Origin of the sequence: Catellatospora chokoriensis (genome assembly GCF_011297315.1) — a bacterium.
GTDB lineage: Bacteria > Actinomycetota > Actinomycetes > Mycobacteriales > Micromonosporaceae > Catellatospora > Catellatospora citrea.
The window spans coordinates 179,474-202,698 of sequence record NZ_JAAOTI010000016.1 but is presented as its reverse complement, the minus strand read 5'-3'; the positions used below and the strand labels follow the sequence as shown (position 1 = coordinate 202,698).

The 23,225-nt window shown below is 67.0% G+C and carries 19 protein-coding genes, 1 tRNA gene and 1 pseudogene; 8 read left to right on the top strand and 13 right to left on the bottom strand.

Annotated features, from left to right (window positions below; all coding sequences use genetic code 11):
* Positions 1 to 4: 4 nt before the first annotated feature.
* The 3 genes from HAV39_RS24315 to HAV39_RS24305 are packed head-to-tail and all read right to left on the bottom strand — an operon-like array spanning position 5 to position 3,523.
* Complete coding sequence (locus HAV39_RS24315) at positions 5 to 1,051, bottom strand: beta/alpha barrel domain-containing protein (RefSeq protein WP_191841459.1); 1,047 nt, start codon at positions 1,049 to 1,051, stop codon at positions 5 to 7.
* Complete coding sequence (locus HAV39_RS24310; protein WP_191841458.1) at positions 1,044 to 2,183, bottom strand: pyridoxal phosphate-dependent aminotransferase; 1,140 nt, start codon at positions 2,181 to 2,183, stop codon at positions 1,044 to 1,046. Before HAV39_RS24310 ends, HAV39_RS24315 begins: the two co-directional genes overlap by 8 nt.
* Positions 2,180 to 3,523 carry a coproporphyrinogen-III oxidase family protein gene (locus HAV39_RS24305; RefSeq protein WP_191841457.1) on the bottom strand — a complete coding sequence of 448 codons (1,344 nt, stop codon included), beginning with the start codon at positions 3,521 to 3,523 and terminating at the stop codon, positions 2,180 to 2,182. Before HAV39_RS24305 ends, HAV39_RS24310 begins: the two co-directional genes overlap by 4 nt.
* A 576-nt stretch (positions 3,524 to 4,099) precedes the next feature.
* On the opposite strand from HAV39_RS24305, the gene HAV39_RS24300 reads away from it, so the two are divergent.
* Positions 4,100 to 5,362, top strand: coding sequence for a hypothetical protein (locus HAV39_RS24300; protein WP_191841456.1), 1,263 nt, complete (start codon positions 4,100 to 4,102; stop codon positions 5,360 to 5,362).
* A 106-nt stretch (positions 5,363 to 5,468) separates the two neighbouring features.
* Here the strand turns inward: HAV39_RS24300 and HAV39_RS24295 are convergent, their stop codons facing one another.
* Both HAV39_RS24295 and HAV39_RS24290 read right to left on the bottom strand, forming a co-directional pair.
* Complete coding sequence (locus HAV39_RS24295) at positions 5,469 to 6,473, bottom strand: DUF4917 family protein (protein WP_191841455.1); 1,005 nt, start codon at positions 6,471 to 6,473, stop codon at positions 5,469 to 5,471.
* Positions 6,474 to 7,112: 639 nt separating this feature from the next.
* On the bottom strand, positions 7,113 to 7,880 hold the full coding sequence (locus HAV39_RS24290; RefSeq protein WP_191841454.1) for a DUF7662 domain-containing protein: 768 nt from the start codon (positions 7,878 to 7,880) through the stop codon (positions 7,113 to 7,115).
* Positions 7,881 to 8,920: 1,040 nt separating this feature from the next.
* Here HAV39_RS24290 and HAV39_RS42310 point away from each other — a divergent pair.
* The 4 genes from HAV39_RS42310 to HAV39_RS24270 all read left to right on the top strand — a co-directional run bounded on the left by HAV39_RS42310 (position 8,921) and on the right by HAV39_RS24270 (position 12,281).
* On the top strand, positions 8,921 to 9,784 hold the full coding sequence (locus HAV39_RS42310) for a hypothetical protein (RefSeq protein WP_203736689.1): 864 nt from the start codon (positions 8,921 to 8,923) through the stop codon (positions 9,782 to 9,784).
* Positions 9,768 to 10,028: a hypothetical protein gene (locus HAV39_RS24280; protein ID WP_191841494.1), complete on the top strand. Its 261-nt coding sequence runs from the start codon at positions 9,768 to 9,770 to the stop codon at positions 10,026 to 10,028. Before HAV39_RS42310 ends, HAV39_RS24280 begins: the two co-directional genes overlap by 17 nt.
* Before the next feature lie 437 nt (positions 10,029 to 10,465).
* On the top strand, positions 10,466 to 11,056 hold the full coding sequence (locus HAV39_RS24275; protein WP_191841453.1) for a hypothetical protein: 591 nt from the start codon (positions 10,466 to 10,468) through the stop codon (positions 11,054 to 11,056).
* A gap of 313 nt (positions 11,057 to 11,369) precedes the next feature.
* Positions 11,370 to 12,281: a hypothetical protein gene (locus HAV39_RS24270; RefSeq protein WP_191841452.1), complete on the top strand. Its 912-nt coding sequence runs from the start codon at positions 11,370 to 11,372 to the stop codon at positions 12,279 to 12,281.
* 7 nt (positions 12,282 to 12,288) lie between these two features.
* On the opposite strand, the gene HAV39_RS24265 is transcribed toward HAV39_RS24270, so the two are convergent.
* On the bottom strand, positions 12,289 to 12,972 hold the full coding sequence (locus tag HAV39_RS24265) for an amidohydrolase family protein (protein WP_191841451.1): 684 nt from the start codon (positions 12,970 to 12,972) through the stop codon (positions 12,289 to 12,291).
* A gap of 239 nt (positions 12,973 to 13,211) precedes the next feature.
* On the opposite strand from HAV39_RS24265, the gene HAV39_RS24260 reads away from it, so the two are divergent.
* Positions 13,212 to 14,159 carry a tyrosine-type recombinase/integrase gene (locus HAV39_RS24260; protein ID WP_191841450.1) on the top strand — a complete coding sequence of 316 codons (948 nt, stop codon included), beginning with the start codon at positions 13,212 to 13,214 and terminating at the stop codon, positions 14,157 to 14,159.
* On the top strand, positions 14,152 to 14,433 hold the full coding sequence (locus HAV39_RS24255; protein ID WP_203736688.1) for a hypothetical protein: 282 nt from the start codon (positions 14,152 to 14,154) through the stop codon (positions 14,431 to 14,433). Before HAV39_RS24260 ends, HAV39_RS24255 begins: the two co-directional genes overlap by 8 nt.
* 52 nt (positions 14,434 to 14,485) lie before the next feature.
* Here HAV39_RS24255 and HAV39_RS24250 read toward each other — a convergent pair whose 3' ends face one another.
* The 5 genes from HAV39_RS24250 to HAV39_RS24230 form a co-directional block, all read right to left on the bottom strand.
* Entirely contained in the window at positions 14,486 to 15,445 is a 960-nt protein-coding gene (locus HAV39_RS24250; RefSeq protein ID WP_191841449.1) for a tyrosine-type recombinase/integrase, read from the bottom strand.
* A 116-nt stretch (positions 15,446 to 15,561) separates the two neighbouring features.
* Positions 15,562 to 15,635, bottom strand: a tRNA-Pro gene (locus HAV39_RS24245).
* A 498-nt stretch (positions 15,636 to 16,133) separates the two neighbouring features.
* Complete coding sequence (locus HAV39_RS24240; RefSeq protein ID WP_191841448.1) at positions 16,134 to 18,053, bottom strand: AAA family ATPase; 1,920 nt, start codon at positions 18,051 to 18,053, stop codon at positions 16,134 to 16,136.
* Positions 18,050 to 18,622 carry a hypothetical protein gene (locus HAV39_RS42820; RefSeq protein ID WP_191841447.1) on the bottom strand — a complete coding sequence of 191 codons (573 nt, stop codon included), beginning with the start codon at positions 18,620 to 18,622 and terminating at the stop codon, positions 18,050 to 18,052. Before HAV39_RS42820 ends, HAV39_RS24240 begins: the two co-directional genes overlap by 4 nt.
* Positions 18,619 to 20,013 carry a hypothetical protein gene (locus HAV39_RS24230; protein ID WP_191841446.1) on the bottom strand — a complete coding sequence of 465 codons (1,395 nt, stop codon included), beginning with the start codon at positions 20,011 to 20,013 and terminating at the stop codon, positions 18,619 to 18,621. Before HAV39_RS24230 ends, HAV39_RS42820 begins: the two co-directional genes overlap by 4 nt.
* A 243-nt stretch (positions 20,014 to 20,256) precedes the next feature.
* Here HAV39_RS24230 and HAV39_RS24225 point away from each other — a divergent pair, with 243 nt between their 5' ends.
* The gene (locus tag HAV39_RS24225; protein ID WP_203736759.1) at positions 20,257 to 20,751 is read left to right on the top strand and encodes an NUDIX domain-containing protein; all 495 of its coding nucleotides are present in this window, start codon (positions 20,257 to 20,259) and stop codon (positions 20,749 to 20,751) included.
* A gap of 49 nt (positions 20,752 to 20,800) precedes the next feature.
* Here the strand turns inward: HAV39_RS24225 and HAV39_RS24220 are convergent.
* Together HAV39_RS24220 and murA are read right to left on the bottom strand one after the other, a co-directional pair.
* Positions 20,801 to 21,922 (bottom strand): annotated as a pseudogene (locus HAV39_RS24220) (DegT/DnrJ/EryC1/StrS family aminotransferase).
* A 13-nt stretch (positions 21,923 to 21,935) separates the two neighbouring features.
* The gene (gene murA / locus HAV39_RS24215) at positions 21,936 to 23,225 is read right to left on the bottom strand and encodes a UDP-N-acetylglucosamine 1-carboxyvinyltransferase (protein ID WP_191841445.1); all 1,290 of its coding nucleotides are present in this window, start codon (positions 23,223 to 23,225) and stop codon (positions 21,936 to 21,938) included.

Sequence of the window (23,225 nt, the reverse complement as noted above, 5' to 3'; positions counted from 1 at the left end):
CCGCTCATGGCTGTTCCGCGCTGCGCCAGCACGCCAGCAGGTCGTCTGCACGGTAGGAGTCCACAGATGCAGCGACGGTGGCCAGCCACATGGCTGCCCGGTCGACGTCCAACCCGGCGGCGTCAGCGAATGCCCGCAACGCCTGCTCCTCCACCGGGGTCAGGTTGAGAGCACCGCAGACCCGCGCCAGCAGCGGCAGCACCGGCCAGCCCGACACGACCGACAACTCACCGCGCAGAGCCAGCAACGCGTCGACGTCGGCCAGGCGGCCCGCGCCCAGCAGGCGGTGCCGGACCAGCATCAGCTCGCTTGAGAGGTTGCCGCCCCCGCGGCCAAGGCCCAGCAGCGAGCAGTCCAGGAAGGTGGCGCCTGCGCCAGCTGCGGCCAGGCTGTTGGCGTACGCCAGGCTCAGCGGATCGTGCGCGTGGAAGCCGATCTGGGCCCCAGTAACCTTCTTGATCCGCTCGATGCGGTCGGCGACCTCTTCAGGTGCCATACCGCCGCATGTGTCGGCGATGTACAGCACGTCCGGGCTGATCTTGTCGCTGATTCGCGCGGCGTGGTCGACGAGTTCGCCGGGTTCGTAGCGTGAGGCCATGGCGATGTTCACGCTGACGGTGAGGCCGACGCGGCTGGCCGCCGCGGCCAGCTGGGCGATGTCGGCGAACCAGTCCGGGTGGTAGACCAGCCGGACCATGTTCAGGCCGGCGTCAGCGTACGGCTGGAGGTCAGGTGGCTGGCTCAGCGCCGTCGGGTGGATCATCGCCGCCAGCAGGGCGCTGCTCGCCCGTGCCTGGGCGACGTGTCCGATGGTCAGGTGCGCGGCCGCACCGGCGTACGGGGCGCCGTGCTCGGCGGGCACTCCCCCGATGTAGCCCAGCTCGACGACATCGACGCCGCAGACTCCGGCGACGGCCGCCACGCGAGAGAACATGTGATCAGGCCAGTCGAAGCCGACTTCAAAGCCGCCGTCGCGCAAGGTGACGTCGATGATGCTGGCCGCCCGTCCGGCCGCCGTCTCGGGCTGGTCGAGGGTGAAGTGGTCACGCATCGTCGCCTGCCAGGGTCCGGGCGACCGCCGCCGCAGCTGCCGCAGGCTCCAGGCCCGCCCGGGCCGGGCAAATCCGGAAGAACCCGGGGGCGCCGAAGCCAGCGCCGCCGGTCACACGGGCTAGCACCCCTGACCTGTCGTGTTCAGCGACAGGGCGGGCTTCGGGCACGCGGCACCACAAGTAGAGCCCACCGGATGAAACGACGTCGATCTCCCACCGGGCCAGCGCAGCTGCCAACGCCAACCTTGAGGCTGACGCCCGTCCACGGACTGCCGTGAGCCAATGCCGGGCGGCAGGGCTTTCGATCAGAGTGTGCACTGCCCGTTGAGCCACTGTGCTGGTACAGGAGGCGTACGTCGACCGGTACAGGGTCAGGTCCCGGACCAGCTGCGGGGCGGCGGCCAGGAACCCCACCCGCAGACCGGCGACCGCCAGCCACTTGGAGCACGAGTCGACCACGACATGCCGGTCCGGGTCGAAGGCGGGAGCGTGAACCGCGAGTCCGGGCTGGTCGCTGAACGTCCGATACACCTCGTCGGACACCACGCCGAGCCCGCACTCGACGGCGATGCCGATCAGCGCGTCCATGGTCGGCTGATCGACCCCGACACCCGTCGGGTTGTGCGGGTAGTTCAGCACCAGCAGCGCGGGTTTCCTGCTCGCCGAGGTGATGACGTCACGGAGTGCCTCCGGGTCGGCGGCCACCGCGACCGGGTCGTAGCCGACCCGGGTGCGCCCGATCGCGTCCAGCCACAGGCCGTAGGGCTCCCATCCGGGCTGAGGCACCAGCACCGACCCGTGCGGCCGCTGGTGCAGCAGGTAGCGGATCGCCAACCACGCGGCTTCCTTGCCGCCGCCAGTGACCAACACGCCGAGGTCGTCTCGCCGGCCCTCGGCGAGGGTGTCCAGGTACGTCGCCCGCAGCCCCGCGTCGCCAGCGGGATCGGCGTATCCGAAGTCGCTGATCCGGGCCACGGCGCTGCCCAGCTCCTCGCGGACTTCGGTGGGCAGGCTGTAGCGCGCCTCACCGACGCTGAGGTCCAGCATCGGTGAGGCGTCGAAGGTGTGTGCGTACGCCGAGCCGGGCGCCGACAGCGCTTGCAGCGTCCGCCCGATCGCCGTGTCGCTCATGACGACGACAGCACCGGAAGCCGGCGGCCGGTGGCGGTGGGCAGGGCGTTGTACGCGCCCATGTGCCGGGCCCGCGGCGAGCCGTCGAGCCAGGCCGGTGCGTCGACGCCGCCGACCTGCGCGTCCAGCCGGGCGCACATCTTCAGGTAGAGCCGGCGCTGGTGGTCGGCGAAGAAGTGCGCCATCAGCTCGCTGTAGATCAGCTTGCCGTCGGTGGTCAGCCGCAGCACCCCGTCGGCGACGGTGGCGTACCCGTTGTCGACGATCTGGTCGATCCGCGGCTGGTAGACCTCCGCCAACCCGAGGCCGTCGAGGTCGGCCATGGTGAACGTGAGCCGCTTCGGGAAGAACACTAGGCCCTTCTCGTAGGCGTGCCCAGGCGACGAGCACACGATCGGCAGCCGTCCAGATGCCGCCTTCTTGGCGTAGTCGCGCTCGTTGGCCTCGTTGTACCAGGCCAGGCCGCGGATGAACGAGTACGCGCCCGCGCCGACCCCGACGCACTCGTCGTTGTAGCCGCCGTAGAGCGTGGAGAACATGTACCTGGTGGGCGGTGCGTCCGGCGATCCGAAGCAGTACATGTTCTGCTCGGCCATACCGTCTCGCTGCAGCTGCGCGCGAGCCTCGTGAAACATGCGCGAGCGTTCATCGAGCACCGCCGGCTGCGGCAGCTCACCGGATCTGATGCGGTCCTGCCACCCCGGCAATGTCATCACGTAGTCGACCGGGTAGATCGACACACTGCCGATACCCGACCTCGCCGCCAGCGACGCGTCCACGCACGCCGCGTCGAAGTCCTGGCCCGGGAACCCGACCATCATGTCCAGGTTCGTGTTCGTGAAGTGCTTGTTGGCACCCTCGATTGCCGCGTAGACCTGGTCCAGCGTCGCGGTGATGTTCACCATCTCGCGGGTGGCGGGATGGAACGACTGCACACCGAAGCTGACCCGCGTGACGCCAAGCTGCGCCAGCAACGCGAACTTGGCATCGTCGACGCTCTTGGCCTCGAACTCGAAGGAGATCTCCGCGTCCGGCTTGAGCGTGAACGCCTCACGGATCACCGCGAACAGGGCGACCAGCTGCTCGTGGTCGAGCACCGACGGCGTGCCGCCGCCGATGTAGACCGCGTCGAGTTCCCAGCTGGCCATCCGTCGTGTGGAGCCCAGCGTCCGCAGTTCGACGTGAAGCGCCTGAAGGTAGGCGCTGATGCGCTCGGCGTTGCCGACCGACTTCACGAACGGGCAGAACGTGCAGATCGTGTCGCAGAACGGGATGTGGACGTACAGGGCGCGCAGCCCCGCTGCCGGGGCGTCGTCAGCCGACAGGAATGAGGACACCATCCCGACGTGGTCGGCGCGGTAGTTCAAATCGAAGAATGGGTAGGAGAAAGACTCAAACCGAAGCATGCCGACTCCCGACTAATGTCGATCAATGGTTGAGTGATTGTGTGATCAAATGGCGGCCTGCCGGAGGCAGTCTCCGGCAGGCCGCCTCCGGCTCACGCGCCGCCCGCGACCCACTTCGTCATGAAAATCACCGCCTTTCTGCACGCGTATGCACGGCGAGAATCGCCGTGGTCTTGGCTTCCTCGGCAACCGTCTTGGGCACTCGCCTTGATCACCTGAGACGTGCCGATTGACACTCATCCTGGACGCATGCAGAAGCCGCGCATAAGCCCAGCGTGGGGGTCCAGGGTGGACCCCCACGCTGGCGGCCCGCGACGGACCGGAACGATGATCTGGGCGGACGCGACCTAGACATCTGCGGACGCGAGGATCTGGGCCCGACATCGGCCAGTAACAGACGGCGCCTGGGTGCCACCGTAAGTAGTCAACCGGGAACTGGTGACGGTGATCCAGCCGTGTGTGTCCCACGCCAACCGACCGCACGTCCGATGTTGCTCCTAGGATCGTTGGATGCGGATCAACCCGGGCGTCGAGCTACGCGAGACAGGCGGACACCCCGAGCTCACGTTCACCAAGCACGTTGACGGCCCGACCGCCACGGAAACCCGATATGGCGACCGCTTGGAACTGGCGCTGGCCCACGCACGGGCTGTCTCTGACGCCGACCTGGTATGCGCAGAGCCCGAATGGGTAACCGAACAGATCGTCGAACGGTTCGCGGCCAAGCCCGTAACCTGCTACCTCGACGACATCCGCCCCGAGCGGATACCGCTGCAAGCAGGGAAAAGCGACGAGCATCGGGAGCCCCGGATCCTGTTCCGGTTGAGCGTCCGTGCGACGGGCGCGGCATCCGCGGCGCGTATGAACATGTCCCCCAGCCCGGAAGGCGTCCTGCTTCACGCCGACGTCGTGGTCAGCGAAGCAGAACTCGCCGGCGTGATGAACGCTGACTGGCTCGGCCAAGCCGTCGATGCCTTCACCAAGAACCTGGCTCGAGCGATCGAGGCAGCCGACAAAGAGATCGAACAACATCGCCGGCAGATGCGAGATGCGGTTCTCAGCGCTCTCACGCTGCGCTTTCGCAGTGTGAAGGCGCTACACGAGGCTGCGGCCTCGATCGGCATCCCCATCGGGCCTCGCACCGCGCCCGAGCGGATACCACTCCAGCCCCGCAAGCTCACCATTCTCTCAGTCGAAGCCGCCGCAGCCCGCGGGCAGCAGCAATGGCGCCTCGACGAGGCGATCGCCGAAGACATCACCACCACCATCATGGCCTTCTCCTCGGCCCTGGAGCGGCTGCCGCTGTCCGCTGCCAAACTTTTACGCGAGGATGAGGAGACGATCCGCGACATTCTGCTGTTCATCCTCAACGCCAACTACCAGGGTGGTGTCACCGCCGAGACCTTCCGCGGCAGAGGCAAGACCGACCTGCTTCTACGGTGGAAGGACCGGGACGCGTTCATCGGCGAGTGCAAGTTCTGGGAAGGCAGCAAACGTTTCACCGAGGCCGTGACGCAGCTGCTTGGATACACGGTCTGGCGCGACACCCGTGCCGCGCTGGTCCTCTTCCTGCGAGACGTAGCCGACACGGGAGCTGCGATCGCCAAAGCCGCGGAATCGATCACCGGACACCCCCGGTTCGTCAGCGCGCTGGCCCTGGACGAGGATCCGCTGCGACGCCAGGACTTCATCATGAGCGCCGCAGGCGACAGCGAGCGGTTCCTTCGGCTGTCGTTGCTACCCGTAGTAATCACGAAACCCCATGCGCGGTGACGTCGGTGTGTGGTGTTCGTGCCCACGCGAGCTGGCCTTGTTCCTTGCCCGACCGGCCCCGGCCGGGCTTTGGCCGCGCACGTGCCCGCCGCCGGGCCAGCGCGCGTCACCGGATCTTGAAATGGGTCATGCCGAGGGGGTGGGTCGCCGCGTCGAACACGTCGACGGTGTGGTTCTCGAACCGCTCACGCGTCTGAGCCTCGAAGGCTTCCAACCGCCGAGCCGACTGGCCGCCTTTGTGGATCGACACCGCGATGCGTCGGGGCGGTCCGCTGTTGACGGCGTCGATGATGTGCTGGTCCTGGTCGCTGAAGCTGGTGCCGAAGACGACGATGTCGCTGGCATCGACGGTGAGCTCGCGCAGGGCGAAGGATAGGTAGTCGCTGCGGCTGATGACGTGCTGCTTGTCCCCGGTGGTGCCTTCGCTGACGAGCAGTGCCCGCCGTTGCGGGTGGGCGAGGTAGCGCGGTTCCAGGTCGAGCAGGTTATGGCCGTACTGCCGCGCCCATTTGCCGGTTTTGCCGGTGCGGTCGTCGTACCACAGGTGCAGGCCGCCGTGCAGGTACAACAACTGGGTCCGACTGCCCGGGTCCATCATGTTGGTCAGGTTGAAGGTCAGCTCCCCGCCGTGGCCGGCGTCGCGCCCGAAGCAATCCGTGAAGCGGTCCTGCCTCTGGCTGACCTGCAGGCTCCAGTAGGCGAGCAGGTCATAGTTGGTGGTGAACACCCTGTCGTAACGCAACAGCTCGGCGGCGATGTCCATGAAAGTCTGGCCGGGGATCTCGTCGTATCGCACGTGGGTGCGGTGGACGGCGTCGAACAGCGCGTTGCGGATGCCGGCGTACTCGGCATCGATGGAGCTCTGCTGAGCTTGAATCGCGCCCAGTGCGGCGTTGACCCGTCGTGCGCTGTCCAGGCGCTCGAGGACCAGCTCGAAGTTGGCAGTCTCGAACTCCGCGAACAGCTTCTGCGCCGCAGCCGTCAGGTCGGCCTTCTCGTAGAGGCTGGCGTACGAGTAGTCCGAGCAGATGTTGATCGAGGCCCCGTTGCCGAGCAGCAGGGTGCCCCAGCCGCCCTCGAGTTCATCGAAGTGCTTCAGAGCGGTGGCCATAATTTCTCCCCCAAGGTCGTTGCCATTGTGGTTACGTCAACGCGCGAGGCACGGCGCAGGTCACCGTGACGTGAGCTCAGCGGTGGCAGGTTGGCGGCGCGGACCTGCCCCACGCTCGCGGATGCGCAGGTCCTGCCCATTCTTGCCGGCAGGACTGCCCCTGCCGATCAAAAGGGGCAGCGGGCCTGCACGTGTGGGCCCGACAGCGGCAGCGGCCGCGACACCGGTAACCCCGACGGCCAGGCGCACCACCCGGAGGGCGAGAGCAGATCGTGTGGGCATTGAGCCGCTGACTAGGTAAAGCTGGCCTGCCACATTCCACCCGCTGACGAACAACGGTGGACCCGCGGCGGGCACCCCTTAGGCTTGGGAGTCCTGAGGCGTCACCGCTGCGAGTCTGGCACCAGTGTCAGCGACTGATCCCGTCCACGGGGACGTGCCGGTCACAGCCGGTCAACCCGCCAATCGCGAAGGCCCTCCATCGAGGTCCATCTCTGGCCAGCAACCAAGGTGCTGCTACGACGCGGCGTCGGTGAGCCCGCTCCGGGGGTAGACGTTTACCAGCGCGGTCCCCACCCAGGATCGCCCTGACAAGTCCGCGGATTCAGCTTCAGCCGGGCTCGCCTCGCGTCACCACGATCAGAGTGGGCCCGGCAGCCAACTGACCTCCCCGCTCGGTTTGATGAACGCGAGACGGATCTGCAGTTCACGCAGACTGTTCGCGGTCCGCTCGTGCAGCAGTCGGTAGGTGCGCATGTCGGGCAGGCCGATAGCGATCTCGTACGTCGGGTGCGCGTCTCGGGTTAGCAGCGCCTTGAGTAGGGCGTGGGAATACCACTGCCGGGCCTGCCCAGCAGGACGGGTTGGTTTCACCTCGTACGCGCGACTCGGATCGGAATAGGACGTGCTCGGATATCCTTTTACCTCGACCGCGAGGATGCGCCCGTCCCTGCTGGCGACGACATCAATGCCTTGCTCCCGCGACGCCGTGTCGGCCGTGCGTTCGATACGCCACCCTTCGCGCATGAGGTAAGCCACCAGCAGGGATTGCGTCACAGCCTCGGTCTGATCCTCGGCGATCGGCATGGCGGCATCAGCGGGAGCGACCGCGCGGCCGATCGTGACCGGCGACCCGAGGTTTCGTCGTTGCACATGACCGCGCACGAACACGACGAGTTCGGCGGTCAGGCTCACCCCCTGCGGCGCTACGACCCAACCCGCCGCCTGCCATGCCTGAGCCTGCACCCGCGTCGGGTTGGTCGTGTTGCCCCACCAGGTGCGGTCCTGGCGCGCGTTCGGGGGCAGCGGCCCCACTATCTGCTCCAGGGCGGTGAAGGACATCCTGACCTCATGCGTGTCGGCAGGCTGGCCGTTGAGGTGTGCCGTCAGTGCCTCGTACTTGCTCATCGCCAGTCGTCCTCGGGTGCTGCCGTGGTTCGCGTCCGGCGCGTAGGGGGTTCACAGCGCAAGCGCTCGGAGTCTAGCGATCGGCCCCGATGCGTACGGGCGCGAGGGTGCGGAGTCCGAAACGGCCCTCCAGGTGGTTGGCGCGGCCACGGCGACCAACCACCCCACTTCTACGTAGTCAGCGGACAGTGGCCCCACGCGACCCTTCACCCCGACGCCCCACCTGGCGCCCACTACGCACAAGAGATCGCTCGTCGCCTGGCCGGCGCCATGGCCAGTCGTCCCACCAGCGCACGTGCACTCGCGCATCGCGCAGGCATCAGCGACCCCATCATCGGCCGCATCCTCAACGGCGACGGGTCAACCGACACCGGCACGATCGCCCGCCTCGAGGTCGCGCTCAACACCCAGCTAATCCCCGAGGGCCTCTATCGCGAGCTTCGACTCTCAGCCGAGGATTGGGGGCAGGCGTCACATTCTGAAGAGATCTCGTCGTCAGGGACGTTCTTGCATCCCCGGCGAACCGAACGCCTGCACTCGCGGCCTTGTTTCTCAACACGGCGGCGCTGTTGTCCCGTCCGATAGACCCCCGCCCAGTGGGCGCTTCCACCGGGGTCGACGTCGGAGGACTCGATCCGGTAGTAGTCCTTGATGCGGCCGGCGGCTTCCGCTTTAGACAGGTAGGACCGTCCTTCCTGCATGTCGGTGACCCTCACCATGCTCTTCTTACCGTCCGCCCAACGCACGAGGTAGGACGCGGCGTGATGTGATGCATACGCTGAGGACTCGTGCCAGCCTGGCTGCTGACGGCTTCGTTGATGACGCCCAGCAGCGATGGTGGCAGGCCTCGGTGATTGGGGTGGCTCACGATTAACAGCGCATGAACTGCCCGCCGCCGAGGACGATGTGGCGTGGCGCCGCGCCCAGCCAGACCTGCGGCTGCAGACCAAGGAGCCGTGACAGATGACGACCCGGGGTGCGGTGGGTTGGCCGGCCCGGAGTCCGTTGTAGACTGACTGCCCGGCAGTTCGGAGATCATGATGACCAGCGACCGCCGCCGTGAGGCCGGACGCCGCGCCCACCAGGGCGCCCCCGCTCCGCAGATGGAGATCCTTCCGCCGCTCAGGGAATGGGCTCATGCGAATGACTGCCGGTTGTGGGAACAGACCGCAGCCCAGCACGGCCCTCTGATCGCGATCACCATCAGCTCAGGCGACGACTGGTGGGAGCTGGACGACCTGGCCCGTGACGTTGCCGGAGCGCTGCAGGACCGGCCGCCTGCGGAGCGTGGCCTGTGGGTGCGTCACGGCAGGTTCACCGTGATCCCGCGGGAGCACCTGGACGGCATCGTGGCGGCGCTGGCTGGTGTCGGCTCCCTGTCGCGTCTGACGGTCCGCGCGGTGCCCGACGCGGCGAACTGCACGCACGCGAGCTGTCGCCGCCGCCGTGGTCAGCCGCCGCTGCCAGCTCAGGCGATTACTCGCCCATCCTCCGTGCGCCCGGCGTCATCGCTGGTTCCGACGTTGAGCCTGGCTGAGGTAATGGACCAGCACCGACTGCTCAACATCAACGGAATGGGCGTCTCCGACGCGCGGAACAAAACCATGCGGCAGCGTCACGAGGAGATCGCCACTGGGCGCGACGAGCTGGCCTCTCGCGAGGACAGGGTGATGGAGACCGCGGCCTGGCTGGCCGACAACATCGGGCCGGTCCAAACGCCCAACTACAGCAGCTACAGGCTGAAGCACCTGCTGGAGAGGTCACCAGGCGGCTGGTACGTCACCAATGGCGAGTTCTTCGCCGCCGCGCTGATCGTCGGCTACCCGCACAGGAACGACGGCCCGGACATGTTGTTCGGGATGAGCGCCCTGGACATCAGGCGGCTTGATGGAGAAGCCCGGTAGCGGCAACATGATCAATGCTGGAGCCCGCCTGCAGACGGCGCGACCGTCGCAGGGCGTATGGCTCGTGTGGTCCGTCGCCATCGACAGCCTGGCGCATGGCCCGGAGGACATCGCCGACTTCGAGACCGACGCCTTGGCAGGGTTCGTGCTGGCCCGCGCCTCGGCCGGGCTGGCCGACGCGGCGATCCGCGGCGATGTCGGGCATCTGGAGCAGGTGCGGACCTGGTTCGGGCGGCCGCTGTAGGAGATGGAGCCTGCCCACGCAGACGCGAACTTCGGCCGGGTGCTGCGCGAAACGGCGAAGGACACCCGTAGCCCGACCGGCGGCGGCGGTGACAAGGGCTCGCCACTTACAGCCTAACCGGCGGCCTGCTCGGCTCGGGCTCGTAGATCTTCTTCGGTCCACTCCCAGCGAACGGCCAGGACCCGCGCACCGCGGTAGGTCGGCACCACAAACGGGGGTACGCCGTAGCAGCGAGCGAGGGCAGCGGCGTGCTCGCCGATGTCGAGCCCGGGGCGCGTGGTGATCAGCGTAAGGGATCGGGGAATGCCACGGGCCATGTGCCGATCGTGGCACCGTTGCCGCTTCCACGAAAGCACTCAGCATGAGGCTGTGGATAACCATCGCCCGCGGTCTCGGGCCTCGGTGTCAGGTTCCGCGAGCCTGCCAGAATCACTCACATGCGGCTACACAGCGACGAACCACCCGACGACGAATCCACCGGCGCCGAGCACGCGTTGTTCTTCTCCCAGATTTGGGCCGAAGCTGTGCTGCGCCACGCGGCCCGCAGCAACCAGATCGGACGGGATCACCATGAGCGGCTACGCGCCGAGGATCACGACTTGTCCTGGACCGACCCCGAGTTGCCGCGGGTGTTTCGCGACTGGTGGGCCGAACAACATGAGCTGGTGTGGGCCTCGTACCAACTCGAACGGTGGCAGGCGCGATTGGCAACCGAACGTGGCGAGGCGTCCATCGAGCAGGACGATCAGCTCAAGTTGCTGCGCAACGCTCTCGAACACCTTGATGAAGCCCGGTTCGAGGGCAGTGCGGCTTATCCGGCCAAGCCCTCAGACTCCCTGGCGAAGCTACCCACCGGCTCGTTGCATGTTGCTCTCGGCGGCGGCACCGCCTTCACCATCGACATCGAGAGGCTTGTCGACCGTGCCCGCAGCGCCTTGACCCGCATCGAGCGGGAACACACCGCGGAACTCGACCGACGTGAACAGGCCGCCGCCGAGTGGTATCTGGAATCGCAGTGGCGCGGCTGACAGCGCCTGAAACTCACGGTCCCGATCCCCGCAGTTACACCTACCGCCTTTGCGACGACGGCGCCGCCGGCCGGTTGCAGATCCTGGAGTTCAGGGTGCGGGTCGGGGCGGTGGTTCGCATGGTCGATGGCGCGGTGGTCCAGGCAACGCCCATCAACAACGCTGGGGTTTGGCTGATACAACCCCTGGCTGACCTTGTTCGCGAGTGCGCCGCCGCCACCAACGACCGATTCCACGGAGCACCGGTGCGCTAGAGACTGACGGGAAGGAGCGCCCAGCGATGGCGGGTGCGGGCACCAGTTACGAGCGCGTCGTGGACGAGCACATGTTCCGCGCCGGAGTGGGGGAGAGCGGGTGGGCCGGCACGTTCCGCGTCCAGTTGTTCACCACGCCGGGCGCGCGTCCGGTGGTGGTGGCGACGCAGTACCCCGGGATCGAGGGCCAGAGCCTGACCAACGCCGCCGAGCACTACGCCGCCCTGGTGTGGGAGCGGCTGTGCCCGGATGAGCCGGAGCCGCCGATCTGGATCGAGTGTCAGTGGCTGGATGACCTCATGTTGTCCCCGGTGCGCACGGAGTTCGCCCACGTAAGTCGCTACCAGCTGACCGATCCGACCTGGGAGACGGTGACGCCGGAGGAGATCGACGCCCTCGTGGGTCATCCGGTCGATCTGAGACGGGGGGATGGGTACGTGGCGCCGCCGGAGCCCGTTCTGCCGGTCGGTGTCCACCAGGCATTCCCTGTCACCGATCTACCCCTGACGCGTCCGTTCCGGGCCGACTGCATGCTGGGTCGTCCGCGCCGTACATGGCTGGACCGGGCCTTCCGGCGGGAGGCGACGGGCACGTGGAGCCCGCGCTCCTGCTGCTACTACCACCGCGTCGACTGGGGGCTGGTCAACGAGATCGGTGTCCCGCTGGTGGAGGCCGCGCGCGCCGAAGGGCTGCGCGGGGACGACCTAACCGACGCCGTCTTCAACCGGGCCGAGGAAGCCGGCGCGAGCCGCACGGTCCTCTACGCCCTGCACAAGCTGCTGTGTGAGCCCATTGTCATCGGCCAGGGCGACGACGGCGCCTGGCACTACACCAACGGCCAGCACCGGTCCCAAGCGATGAAGGACGCCGGCGTGGCCCAGACCATCGTGGTGATCTACGCAGACGACGATGAGGCCGGTAACAACACCCTTACGAACACCCTCACTCAGCGCACGAGCCGAGACGGCTAAAGATCACCTATTCGGTGGCCGGTAACACGAGCGTTACGAAACTCCGTGGACCAGATCCGCCATCGCCTGTCCTGCTCACCCGGCAACCTGCCGGTGCTCCAGGACAACGGAGGACCGCCGGTAGACCCGGCGGCCCATCTCCGTGACGGCGACCGGGCCGGGTGCGATGTCGTGCGGGGTCGACAGCGTACAGGTCGGCGCTCAACACGCACAGGCCCGCGGCGCGGCCCGGGGCAAGGATGCCCTTCCCACCGCCGCAGGCCAGCTCGTCGTACAGGTCGAGCAGCTGTGCGGTGATACTAGGCTCGGTGATGCTGGTGACACCGTCGGCGGCCAGCGCGGCGGCGGCAGCGGTGATGGCGTGGCGCAGCTGCACCGTGGTGTAGTGCGGCACGACCGCCTGCAGCAGCGCGGTCGCGCCTTCGCGCAGCAAGCAGGCCGGCTCGCACTGGGGGTCGCGTTCGATGACGCCGCAGGCGGGCGCGGTCACGCTCGCCGTGATCCCGGCCATCCTCAGCGCGGCCGAAGTGCAGGTCACCGCATGGAGCGTGAAATCTGTCAGGATCACCGGCCGGTCCCCGGTGAGCGGGTCCAGGTCGTGGCGGGTCGGCGGGCGCTCCAGGCGCAGCTCCGACCAGTTGCGGCCCCGGATCCACGCGCCTGCCGGAGTCGACGCTGCGGCGCCGGCCAACCATGCCCATCTAACCGATGTGGCCGCTCCAGCCTTTACTCAAGTCCCCCGCACTTGGTCTCGCGTTGGGTGCTGTTGGGCGGTGTTGGGTGGTCGCCGCCAGGCCAACACACCAATCGGCGCCTCAGGTTGACCTTTAAAGGGCATGACACGAAGCAAGGTCGACCACCCCCGCCACGGTCTCCCGGCAAGCACGGGAAAGCCCCTCACGTTGCGAGCACTCCGCCGCGGAGCCGACCGTGAAGTTTGATGCAGATCGGTTGATTTCCCGAACGCCGTTGCTATGGGCCAGTTTCCTGCGCGATTGGAACCGTTCCCTGCGCGCTGCAGACCACCCAGCTACCACCCGCTACAACTACCTGCTCGCCGCCACCCAGCTGTGCGGCTTCCTGGGCACGTTCGACACGGTCCGCGGCGATGGCCGCCGAGATCCGCTCGCAGTCACGAAGGCAGACATCGAACGGTTCCAGGTCTGGATGATCGAGACGCGGTCGGCGTCGACGGCGCTGAACAAGCACAAGAGCCTGCAGCAGTTCTTCAGCTGGCTCGTGGCCGAGGAGGAGCTGGACGTCTCTCCGTTGGCACGTGTGCGCCAACCCCGCAAGAGGAAGAAGCTCATTCCGATCATCAACGTTGATGAGACCCGGAAGGTCCTCGATACCTGCGACAGGCGCACCTTCGTCGGCGTTCGCGATGAAGCGATCATCCGGATGTTCGCCAACACCGGTGCGCGTCTGTCGGAGGTGGCCGACCTCCAGGTCGACGACCTCGACATGTCGCTGGACACAGCCCTGTACCACGGCAAGGGCGGCAAAGACCGCAAGGTGCGGTTCGGGCCGAAGACCGGCCGTGCCCTTGGCCGATACATCAGGATGCGGTCCCAGCACCGCGCCGCTCAACTGCCCTGTCTGTGGCTGGCAGAGAAGGGCGCAGCGCACCTGAGCGACAACGGAATTCAGATGATGCTCAGGCGGCGGGGACAAATGGCCGGCGTCGAACGCCTACACGCCCACCGCTGGCGGCATACCTACGCCCACGAGTGGAAACGCGCTGGCGGCGATACCGGCGACCTGATGGTGGTGCTCGGCTGGTCGTCAGACGAGATGCCGCGACACTACGGCGCCAGCGCGGCAGCCGAGCGCGCCCAGGAGACCCAGGCACGGCTGAGGATCGGTGAAGATGTCTGACACCGCCGATTCACTCGAGGCCAGGACCGGCCTTACCGCCGCCCAGCGTCGTCGACGCGCCCGGGTCGCAGTGCACACCTCCTGGGCCAACACCGCAGACCGGTCGGCGCGGACCGCCCCAGCCAGGCAGGCATTCCAAGCCAGGTTCGAACGCCAAGTCGACCCGAACGGGGTACTGCCTGCCGAGGAGCGCGCCGATCGGGTCAGGCACGCGATCAAGGCCTACATGCTGCAACTGGCCGAACGCTCCCGCCGCTCACGGAATGCGAAATGACACAGCAAAGGGTGCGCCCCACGCGGAGCGCACCCTTGACTGGGATGGCCGGTCAGACTCGCTCGCCGATGCCGAGCCGCTGCTGGGTCTCCAGCGCACGCTCGGCAGCGGCGCTGCGCCCGTAGTGCCGGGGCATCGCGTCGGAGGTCCAGCCGAGCACGAGCATCAGGTCGCCGGTGTCGGCACCAGCGCGTTTCCACTCGTGGGCGTAGCTGTGACGCCAGCGGTGGGCGTGCAGGCGCTCGATGCCTGCCTTCTCCCCCAGCCGTCGCAGCATGATCTTGATGCCGTTCGGGGCGAGCCGGCGGCCGCCGCGGTCGGCCAGCCACAGGAACGGCAGCTCGTTGCCTCGGTGGGTCGCCCGAGCGCGCAGGTACCGGCTCAGTGCTCGGGCGGTCTTAGGGCCGAACCGCACCCGCCGGTCTTTGGCGCCTTTACCTCGGAAACGCACGGACTCGGTGGCCAGGTCGATGTCGTCGAAGGTCAGGTCGCCGACCTCGGACAGGCGGGCGCCGGTGTTGCACAGCAGCCGGATGATCGCGTGGTCGCGCAGGTTCGCGAAGGTCTTTCCTTTGCACAGGTCGAGGACCTTCTTGGTGTCGGCGTCGCTGAGCACCGGGATGAGCTTCTCCGGGGTCTTGGGCTTGCCAACGCGATCCATCGGCGAGCGGTCCATTTCCTCCTCGTCGATGACCAGCCACTTGAAGAACTGCTGCAGAGCCTTGTGCTTGTTCAGCGCCGTCGACGCCGACCGAGTCTCGACCACCCACGCCTGGAACGCCTCGACCTGGCCCTTGGTGACCAGCGTCGGGTCGTCGGCCGCGGCGTCGGAGTCGAAGTCCGGCGAGTGCTCCTTCAGATAGCGCGCGAGCTGGGCGGCAGCCAGCACATAGTTGTAGCGGGTGGTGTCGGGGTGGTTGCGCGAACGCATGGTCCGGTCCCAGTCCTGAAGGAAGCCGGCCCAGGTCCGAGGGAGGCCTTCGAAGACCTTCGCGATATTGAGGGTCGTCACTTTGCACCTTGCCTAGTCAAGGGGTCCACCAACGGTGTACTCGACTTCGGCCGACGTTCCCTGTACACAAGAAGAGGGCTCCCACAGGCTTTGACCTGCGGAAACCCTCGACGCTGTCGGGCTGGCCGGATTCGAACCGACGACCCCTTGACCCCCAGTCAAGTGCGCTACCAAGCTGCGCTACAGCCCGTTGCCGAGATGATCTCTCACCGCGGCAGCCCGTACAGCGTAGCGCACTCTGAACCAGGGCACACACACGGCCCCCGCGTCCGGTTTAGGGCGGTTCTATTGGGTGATTGGGACCGCTTTGTCCAGATCATCCTAGGAACCTGGCTCACCGATGTGAACGACTGGGCGCCGACGCCGGCCGTTGTGGCCGAAGCGCCCTTGCCCCGAGTACAATGGCCACCAGGCCGCGCAAACCATGATCAACGCCGTTCGGCGCCCCTCAGCGCCGTTCGGCACCTGTTCATGGAGCGGCTCTGCTCCCATTTTTGCTCCCCGCTCCCCCGACACGCCGTCAACTCGGTCGGCCACGGGCGGGTAGTCGGTCGGTGGCCGGGCGCACGGGTCTGGACGTGAGAGTGCCGGACCGTCCCGCAGTCCGGCACACCCCATACGCGGTGCAGGTAGGAACTCAGACGTGCGTGGCCCCGCGGCGGGTCAGCTGTAACTCCAAAGCCGCGGATTAAGAGGCGTCGACCAGCGTCCGGACGCCAGCGGGGCCCGGATGGCTGATCGTGCTCACCGTGGGTGAGTCGTAGCTGAAGTCGATCTGCGCAAAGTGCCGTCGGTAGTCCTTGGGCAACTCGTTGTCGGCGATGATCATTTGCACCTTGCCGGGGTTGGCATCGGCTTGAGCGACGAGCCTGCGGTAGAGCGCAGCGGACAGTTGTTCTGCCGTGTTGAGCGCCAGGCGTGGGCTGTCTATAAGCAGGAATGCGGGGTACGCGGTGTCGCGGAGCCTCAGTGCGACGGCGAGGAGTGAGGTCCAGTAGGCGATCTGGGTTGCCGTCCTGATGCCCCCGCCCGGTGGGCTGAACCTGGCGAACGGTGTCCCGTTGAGGACTGGCAAGTAGTTGGTGGGATGGATGGTGGCCGTCTGCACGCCGGGGATACCCACCTGTATTACCGTGTCCTGGAATTCCTGGTCGAGTTCGGCAAGGACCTCTCGGCGGCGTTCGTCGAGCGCTTGCTCTGCGCGAGCGATGGCGGCTTTGACGTTCTCGCGCTCTGCCCGCAGGGCGTCCTCGGCGGCCTGGAGGTCGTTGACGCGGTCCCACTGGCGCAGGACCGCTTCGAGGTGCTGTTGGTCGGCGCGGGCTGCGGCGAGCTTTGCCGAGGCGTCGCTGAAGGCTTGCAGGCGTGGGGTGATGCGGTGGCGGGTGCGTTCCTCGATCTGGGCGGTCAGGTACCGAACGTGGCTGTCACGGTCGGCGATCGCTTGGGCGGTGGCAACGGCTTGGTCCGCGACGGCCTGAAACTGTGTGTCGACTTCAGCGAGTTGCTCTTGGAGTTGGCGTGCCTCGTAGGGGTACGCGTCTGCGCCAGAGGGTTCGACGGGGTCGTGTTGCAGGCACACCCGGCACGCGTCGTCGGGAACTTGGCGTTCGGTGAGGTGTTGCATGCAGCGTGGGCAGACGGCGAACTCGAAATCGGCCAGACGGTGGCCGGCGTCTCGCATGCGATGCAGTCGGTCAAGATCTCCTTGTAGTCTACGTCGCTCCTTCGCGTAGTCGGCCTGGCTGCGGGTGAGCGCAGTCATGGTTTCGCGGGCCTCAGCCAGTGCCCTTTCCGCGTCGGTGAGCATGTCGCGTAGGACCTGGGTGTGGCGGTCGGCGACCGGGTCGAGTTCTTCGCGCAGGACTGCGAGTTCCTGTACGGCGTCGAGTTGAGCGTCGAGCGCGGCTGCCTCGGAGCGTTCGGCGTCTATGCGGGTGGTGGTGTTGCTGTCGCGAAGGAAGGCTCGGACCGCTGCGTTTTCTTTCTCCGCTGCTGTGACCTGCCCGGCGAGCAGGTTCTGCTTTGATCGCAGCTCGAGGATGTTGTTGTCGATGAGCCCGAAGAGCAGTTCGAAGATGACTTTGCGTTTGGGTTCGCGGTAGGTGTCTTGTGAGCCCGCAATGTCACGGTTGATCTCTGCTTGGGGGATGTATAGGAAGGAGAAGATGTCAGCGAAAGTGATGCGGCTGCCTTCTCTGTTGCCGCTACGGGCGGCGGCGCGCATGTCGTCGGGCAAGCCGAGAGCGGACATGAGCAGGGTGTTGAGGCGGGGTGTGGTGGCGTCGGTGTAGTGGTCAGGTCGGCGGTCCTGCGTGATGAGGTCGTAGACCCGGACCGTCTTCTGCTTGTTGGGGTCGACGCTGCGGGACAGGCGCAGTCGTTCGTCCCCGATGCTGGCGTAGAGCGTGATGTCCTGGACGTGCTGCTCGGCGACGGTCGCGAGCAGCCCGTTGCCACCGAAGGCGTATTTGACCATTTCGAGGAGGGTGGTCTTGCCGACGCCGGTCGGGCCGGCGAGCACGGTGAGGTCCAATGGGAAGTCGTAGTGGACGTCGCCTTCGGTGGTCGTGAGCGTGACCGCAGTGAGCCTGAAGATCGTGGTCATCGGATTACCTGCCTGTGGGGGCGGTCGAGGAGACCGGCCAGCGCTTGGTAGATGAGGTCTTTCAGCGCGTTTCCTGTCATGCCGGCTGTCTTTTCGGCGATGACTTGGCAGCGTTGGCCGACGTCAGACCAGGGGGTGGCTGCGGTGAGTTCTTCGGCGAGGCGGTGGCCGGCGGCTGTGGTCTTGAGGGCGACGCTGCCGCGTCTCCTTGCGGCGTAGCGCAGCAGGCCTCGGGCGACGAGAGCTCCGATGACGGGGTAGTAGCGGTCATCCCACGGCCCGTACTTGTAGCGGATCATGGGGGCTTCGACGTCGGTGGGTTCGGCCAGGTCTTCACTGGTGAGGCGGAGGCGGGGGTCGGACTCGTCCAAGTCGTGGAGGACCGTAGGAGCGAGCGCAGGGTACCGGAGTAGGAAGTCGAGCTTGGCCAGCTTGGTGAGCCCGTCGAGCTTGCTCTGATGACCTTGCGTGTGGCACACCGCATCGATGAGGAGGAGCACCCGGGCTTGGTGGTAGGCGAGGTCCTCACGCAGAAACGCAAGGTCTTGCGCGTAGTCGTCCGGGTTCATGCCGCTATTCCCCGCTCGGCGCGCAGTCGGGCCATTTCGGCGTCGATGTCGAAGCGGGTGCTGAACCATACCTGGCACCGGTTGGCCAGTTCGCAGATCCCGCCCAGGCGCAGGTCGGAGTCGAGAAGATCGGTCCAGGAATCGGGCCCCATGGCGTCGATCTGCGACTGCAGTTCGCGCCACAGGTCAGTGCCCCAGGCATGGTCCGGTGTTGCCACGGTTTGGGTGGCGTTATCGCTGATGCGCAGGAGAGCGCGGCGCAACTTGTTCTGCTCGGCACGCGCTTCGGGATCCACCGCGACTCGGATGCGCCAGAGTTCCTCGTGGTCTTTACGGAGTTGTTCGGCGCGTTCGATCGAATTGTCGGTGCAGTCACCAACTGCCATCTTGACGCCCATCCGGTTGAGCAGCGTTACCCGTGGCAGTGGCCGGTAGGCGTTCGGTGCGGCGACGGCCACCTCGATCGCGATGTGGATGTCAGCGATAGTCACGATACGGCCAGCCAACTCTCGGTCCATCTGTACTGCGCCGGGCAACGGCGAGCCGAGGCGGTGGGCTAGGACGTTGGGTAGGCCTGCCTGCGGACGGGGCCCCGCTGCTCGCATTCTGGTTCGGAAGAGCCCGAGGACGGCCTCCCAGACTTCGTCGGCGATGTCATCAGGCAAACCCATCCGGACAAGTACCGGTCTGACGTACATGGAGGGAGCGGCGTAGGGCAGGACGCTTCGCTGCGGCTGCCCGTGGGACAGACTCAGCATCGACAGGAAACGCACCGCCTGGTCGTGCTGCGCAGCTGTTGGCGTAGGCGGGACGGCCTTCGCGCTGTCGCCCCAGTCCTCTGGTAGGCCATCGGCGTGGGCAAGGAGTCCTTGGGTGAACTCGCCGACCGCTTCCAGATGCTTGTCGTCGATCACCAGCGGCAGGTCGCCCTGCCTTTGCTTGCGCAGCGCTTGTGTCGCGGCTTCAAGCTTCTGTGGGGGCTTGCCGGAGCCGAGCCCGGCGGTAGTGACCAGGCGGCAGGTCACCTTTTCCTGCAGCGCGCACCACCTGGCGAACAGGTGGGCCAGTCCCCCGGCTGTGAGAAGGCTGTTCACGGTGGTGTAGGCGCCGAAGGAGGGATCGCGGTGCTTGCCGGACACAATCTCGGCGTGTTCTCCGTCAACGGCGGCCCAGTCTTCGTGGTACTCGCAGACGACCCGCCGGGACTCGTCCTCGCCGAGTGGCCCGGCATCGTCCATGGAGTCCAGCAGCAGACGTAGCCCGTCAGCGGCGGCCATCGCCGCCTGCCAGTCGTAGCGGTCCAAGGTCTGGGCACCGGAGTCGTCCGGCGGTTCGAGCGTGAGCAGGAGCTCAGCAGCCGATATGTCATCTGCAGGCGAGCTCGGGGGCATCACTGCAGGATAGTCAGCCTCGCACACTTCGTGGGATCGCCTTATCCGGGCCTTGCACACTGGTCGAACGGCTCGGTTCGTGCCCGGACGCAGCCCCGGGAGTGTTGGACAGCGGCTGTCAACGGCCATCGTGCCCCTTGACACCGGAGATCAACATCCGGCGTTCCACCCAGCTGGTGAACTCGGCAGGCGGACGCAGCGTTTCCCTCCTACGCCGGGTGGTCCTTTCGATATCGTCGCCGGGTGACTGACGAGCCCAACGGTACCGATCTTGCATACATCGCGAGCCTCACGCGGGTGAGGGCCGCCGCTGGGGTGATCTTCCTAGACCAGGAGGGTCGGGTGATGGTGGTCTACCCGACCTACAAGCCGTCGTGCGAGTTGCCCGGCGGTGCCCTTGAGCGCGACGAGTCGCCGCTGTCGGCGTGCGAGCGGGAGCTCAAGGAGGAGCTGGGCTTCGTGCCTCGGCTAGGTGGGATGCTGTGCGTGGACTGGGTGCCGCCGAACCCTCCGTGGGACGGCGGGCTGATGTTCCTGTTCGACGGCGGCGTCCTGTCGCCGGCGCAGATCGCCGACATACGGCTGCGGCCGGATGAGCTTGATCGTTTCGAGTTCGTGCCCGTGGACGAGCTGGAGTCGGTTCTGGTGCCTCGTCTGGCACGACGGGTGCTGGCGTGCTTGCCGATGCGGGGACGTGGCGCCGTCTACCTTGAGGACGGAGTGTCGCTGAATAGGTAGGCGCGGTCGGCGGGCGCGATCGCCGTGGCACCGGCGCGCGCCGATGTGATCATCGCGTCCGCGACAGCGACGGTGGCGACTCCTTCGGCCAGGCTGACCACGTTGGTGGGCTGGCCTCGTTTACCACCGTGGCGATGCGCGAGAGGTCACGTGGCCGGAGCCCCGGGTGCACAGGAAGCGACAGCACCTCGCGCGCAACTGCTTCGCTGTGCGGCAGCAGGTCCTTCGTGAGGTCGGCCGGGCTGCGGTGCAGCGGGACGGGATAGTGAACGCCGGTGTCGATCTGCGTACTTCGTAGACGTGCTGCGAGGTGGTCGCGGCCGCGATCACGAACGACGTACGGGTGGAACACGTGCTCGGCACCCGGTGCGGCGCTCGCCGTGACCAACCCGCGCACGTTGGCCCCCAACCATGTCGCGTTCGCCTGCCTGGCGGCGGTGTAGCGAGCGAGTCTACGCAGCTGGGCCCGCCCGACGGCTGCGGCGACGTCTGTCATGCGGGCGTTGAGGCCGACGAGCTCGTACTGGTAGCGGCTGCTCATGCCCTGGTTGCGGAGCATTCTCAGCTTGGCGGCTAGCGCGACGTCTGAGGTGGCGATCATGCCGCCTTCGATGCTGTGCATGTTTCTTGTCGGGTAGAAGCTGAAGCAGGCGAGTTCGCCGAAGGCTCCGACCGGGGTGCCGTTCAGGCTGGCGCCACGGCCTGGGCTGCGTCCCCCACGACAGCCAGGCCGTGCCGGGCCACGAGAACCTGAACCGCTGGCATGTCGGCCGGGTGCCCGAACAGGTGTACTGGCATCACGGCTGCGGTACGACTGCTGACCAGCGACTCTACGTGTGCGGGATCTATACAGAAGGTGCTCGGGTCGATGTCGGCGAAGACTGGCTTGGCACCGGTGAGCGCTACGGCGTGGGCGGTCGCACCGACCGTGAAGGCGGGGACGATGACCTCCTGACCTTAGCCGATTCCTACGCGAGCAGCGCCAGGTGCAGCGCGGCGGTGCCCGAGCTAACCGCGACGCAATCGCGTCCAGCGACGTGCCGACGAACTCGCCCTCGAACGCTGCGACTTCGCTGCCCTGTACGACGTGGCCGGCGCGCAGCGCACGGACGGCGGCGGCGGCGATCTCCGCGTCGCCGAGCTGTGGCGCGGATAGGGCGATGCTCGACATTCGATGTCCCCTTTCAGGGCCTGGTGGTGTCGGGCAGTTCCTCGCGGGAGATGTGTGCTCCCAGCGCACGCAGCCGGGCGACGAGGTCAGCGTGTCCTCGTTCGATCATGCGACCGTTCTCGATAACCGTCTCGCCGTGGGCGACCAGGCCAGCGAGGATGAGCGAGACGCCGGTGCGCAGGTCGTGGGCGGTCACGGTGTCGCCCCGAAGCTCGGTGGCGCCAATGACCGTGGCCCGCTCTCCCTCGATGACGATCGACGCGCCGAGTTTGGTCAGCTCCGACGCCAGGGCGTAGCGCGCGTCGTGGATCCGCTCGCGAATGTAGCTGGTGCCGCTGGCTTGCGTGGCCAGGGCCATCAGCGGCGGCTGAAGGTCGGTGGCGAAGCCGGGATGGGTGTCGGTGATGATGTTGATGGGGTGTAGGTCGCCCAGGCGCGACGCGGTGGTGACGGCGCCCTCGGGGCGAAGTGTCACGCCCATCTGCTCCAGCTTGTGCCGGGCAACGCCGAAGGCGTCGAGCACGTCACCGCCGACGAGCTGGACGGTGCCGCCGGTAATGCCAGCCGCCATACACAGCACCCCTGCGTCGATACGGTCTGGCATGACCGTGTAGTCGGTAGCGTGCAGTTGGTCCACACCTTCGACAGTGATCCGTCCGGTGCCGGCGCCATCGATGTGCGCTCCCATGGCGGTCAGGAACCTGGCGACGTCGACGACCTCGGGTTCCAGCGCCGCGTTCTCGATCACGGTCCGGCCGGGCGTAGTGGCGGCCGCGATCATCAGGTTCTCGGTGCCGGTGTGCGAAGGCGTGTCGAGGTAGAGGTCAGCGGCGGCCGTCGCGCCGAGGGTGATGTGGATCGTTCCGGCTTTCTCCTCGATGCGGGCACCGAGGCGGACCAAGCCGCGGTAGTGCCAGTCCAGGCCCCTGGTGCCTAGGTTGCAGCCGCCGGCCCCTTCGTAAATGACCTCGCCGCAGCGGTAGAGGAGAGAGGACAGGAACAGCACGCTTCCCCGGAAGCGTCGGGTGAGATCGCCCGGAAGCAGCGGGCTGGTGACGGTGCTCGCGTCGATGATTAGCAGCCGGTCGGCGGGGTGGTGCTCGACGTGGGCGCCGACTGCTCGTGCGAGTTCGACTGCGTTGGCGACGTCGGTGATGGTGGGGACATTTCGGAGCACGGTTTGGCCGCTGCTGGCCAGCAGCGCGGCGCCGATCATGGGTAATGCTGCGTTCTTGGCGCCTTGGATGACGGCGGTTCCTCGCAGGGGCCCGTTGGCCTGTACGCGGTATCGGATCGGTGGCAT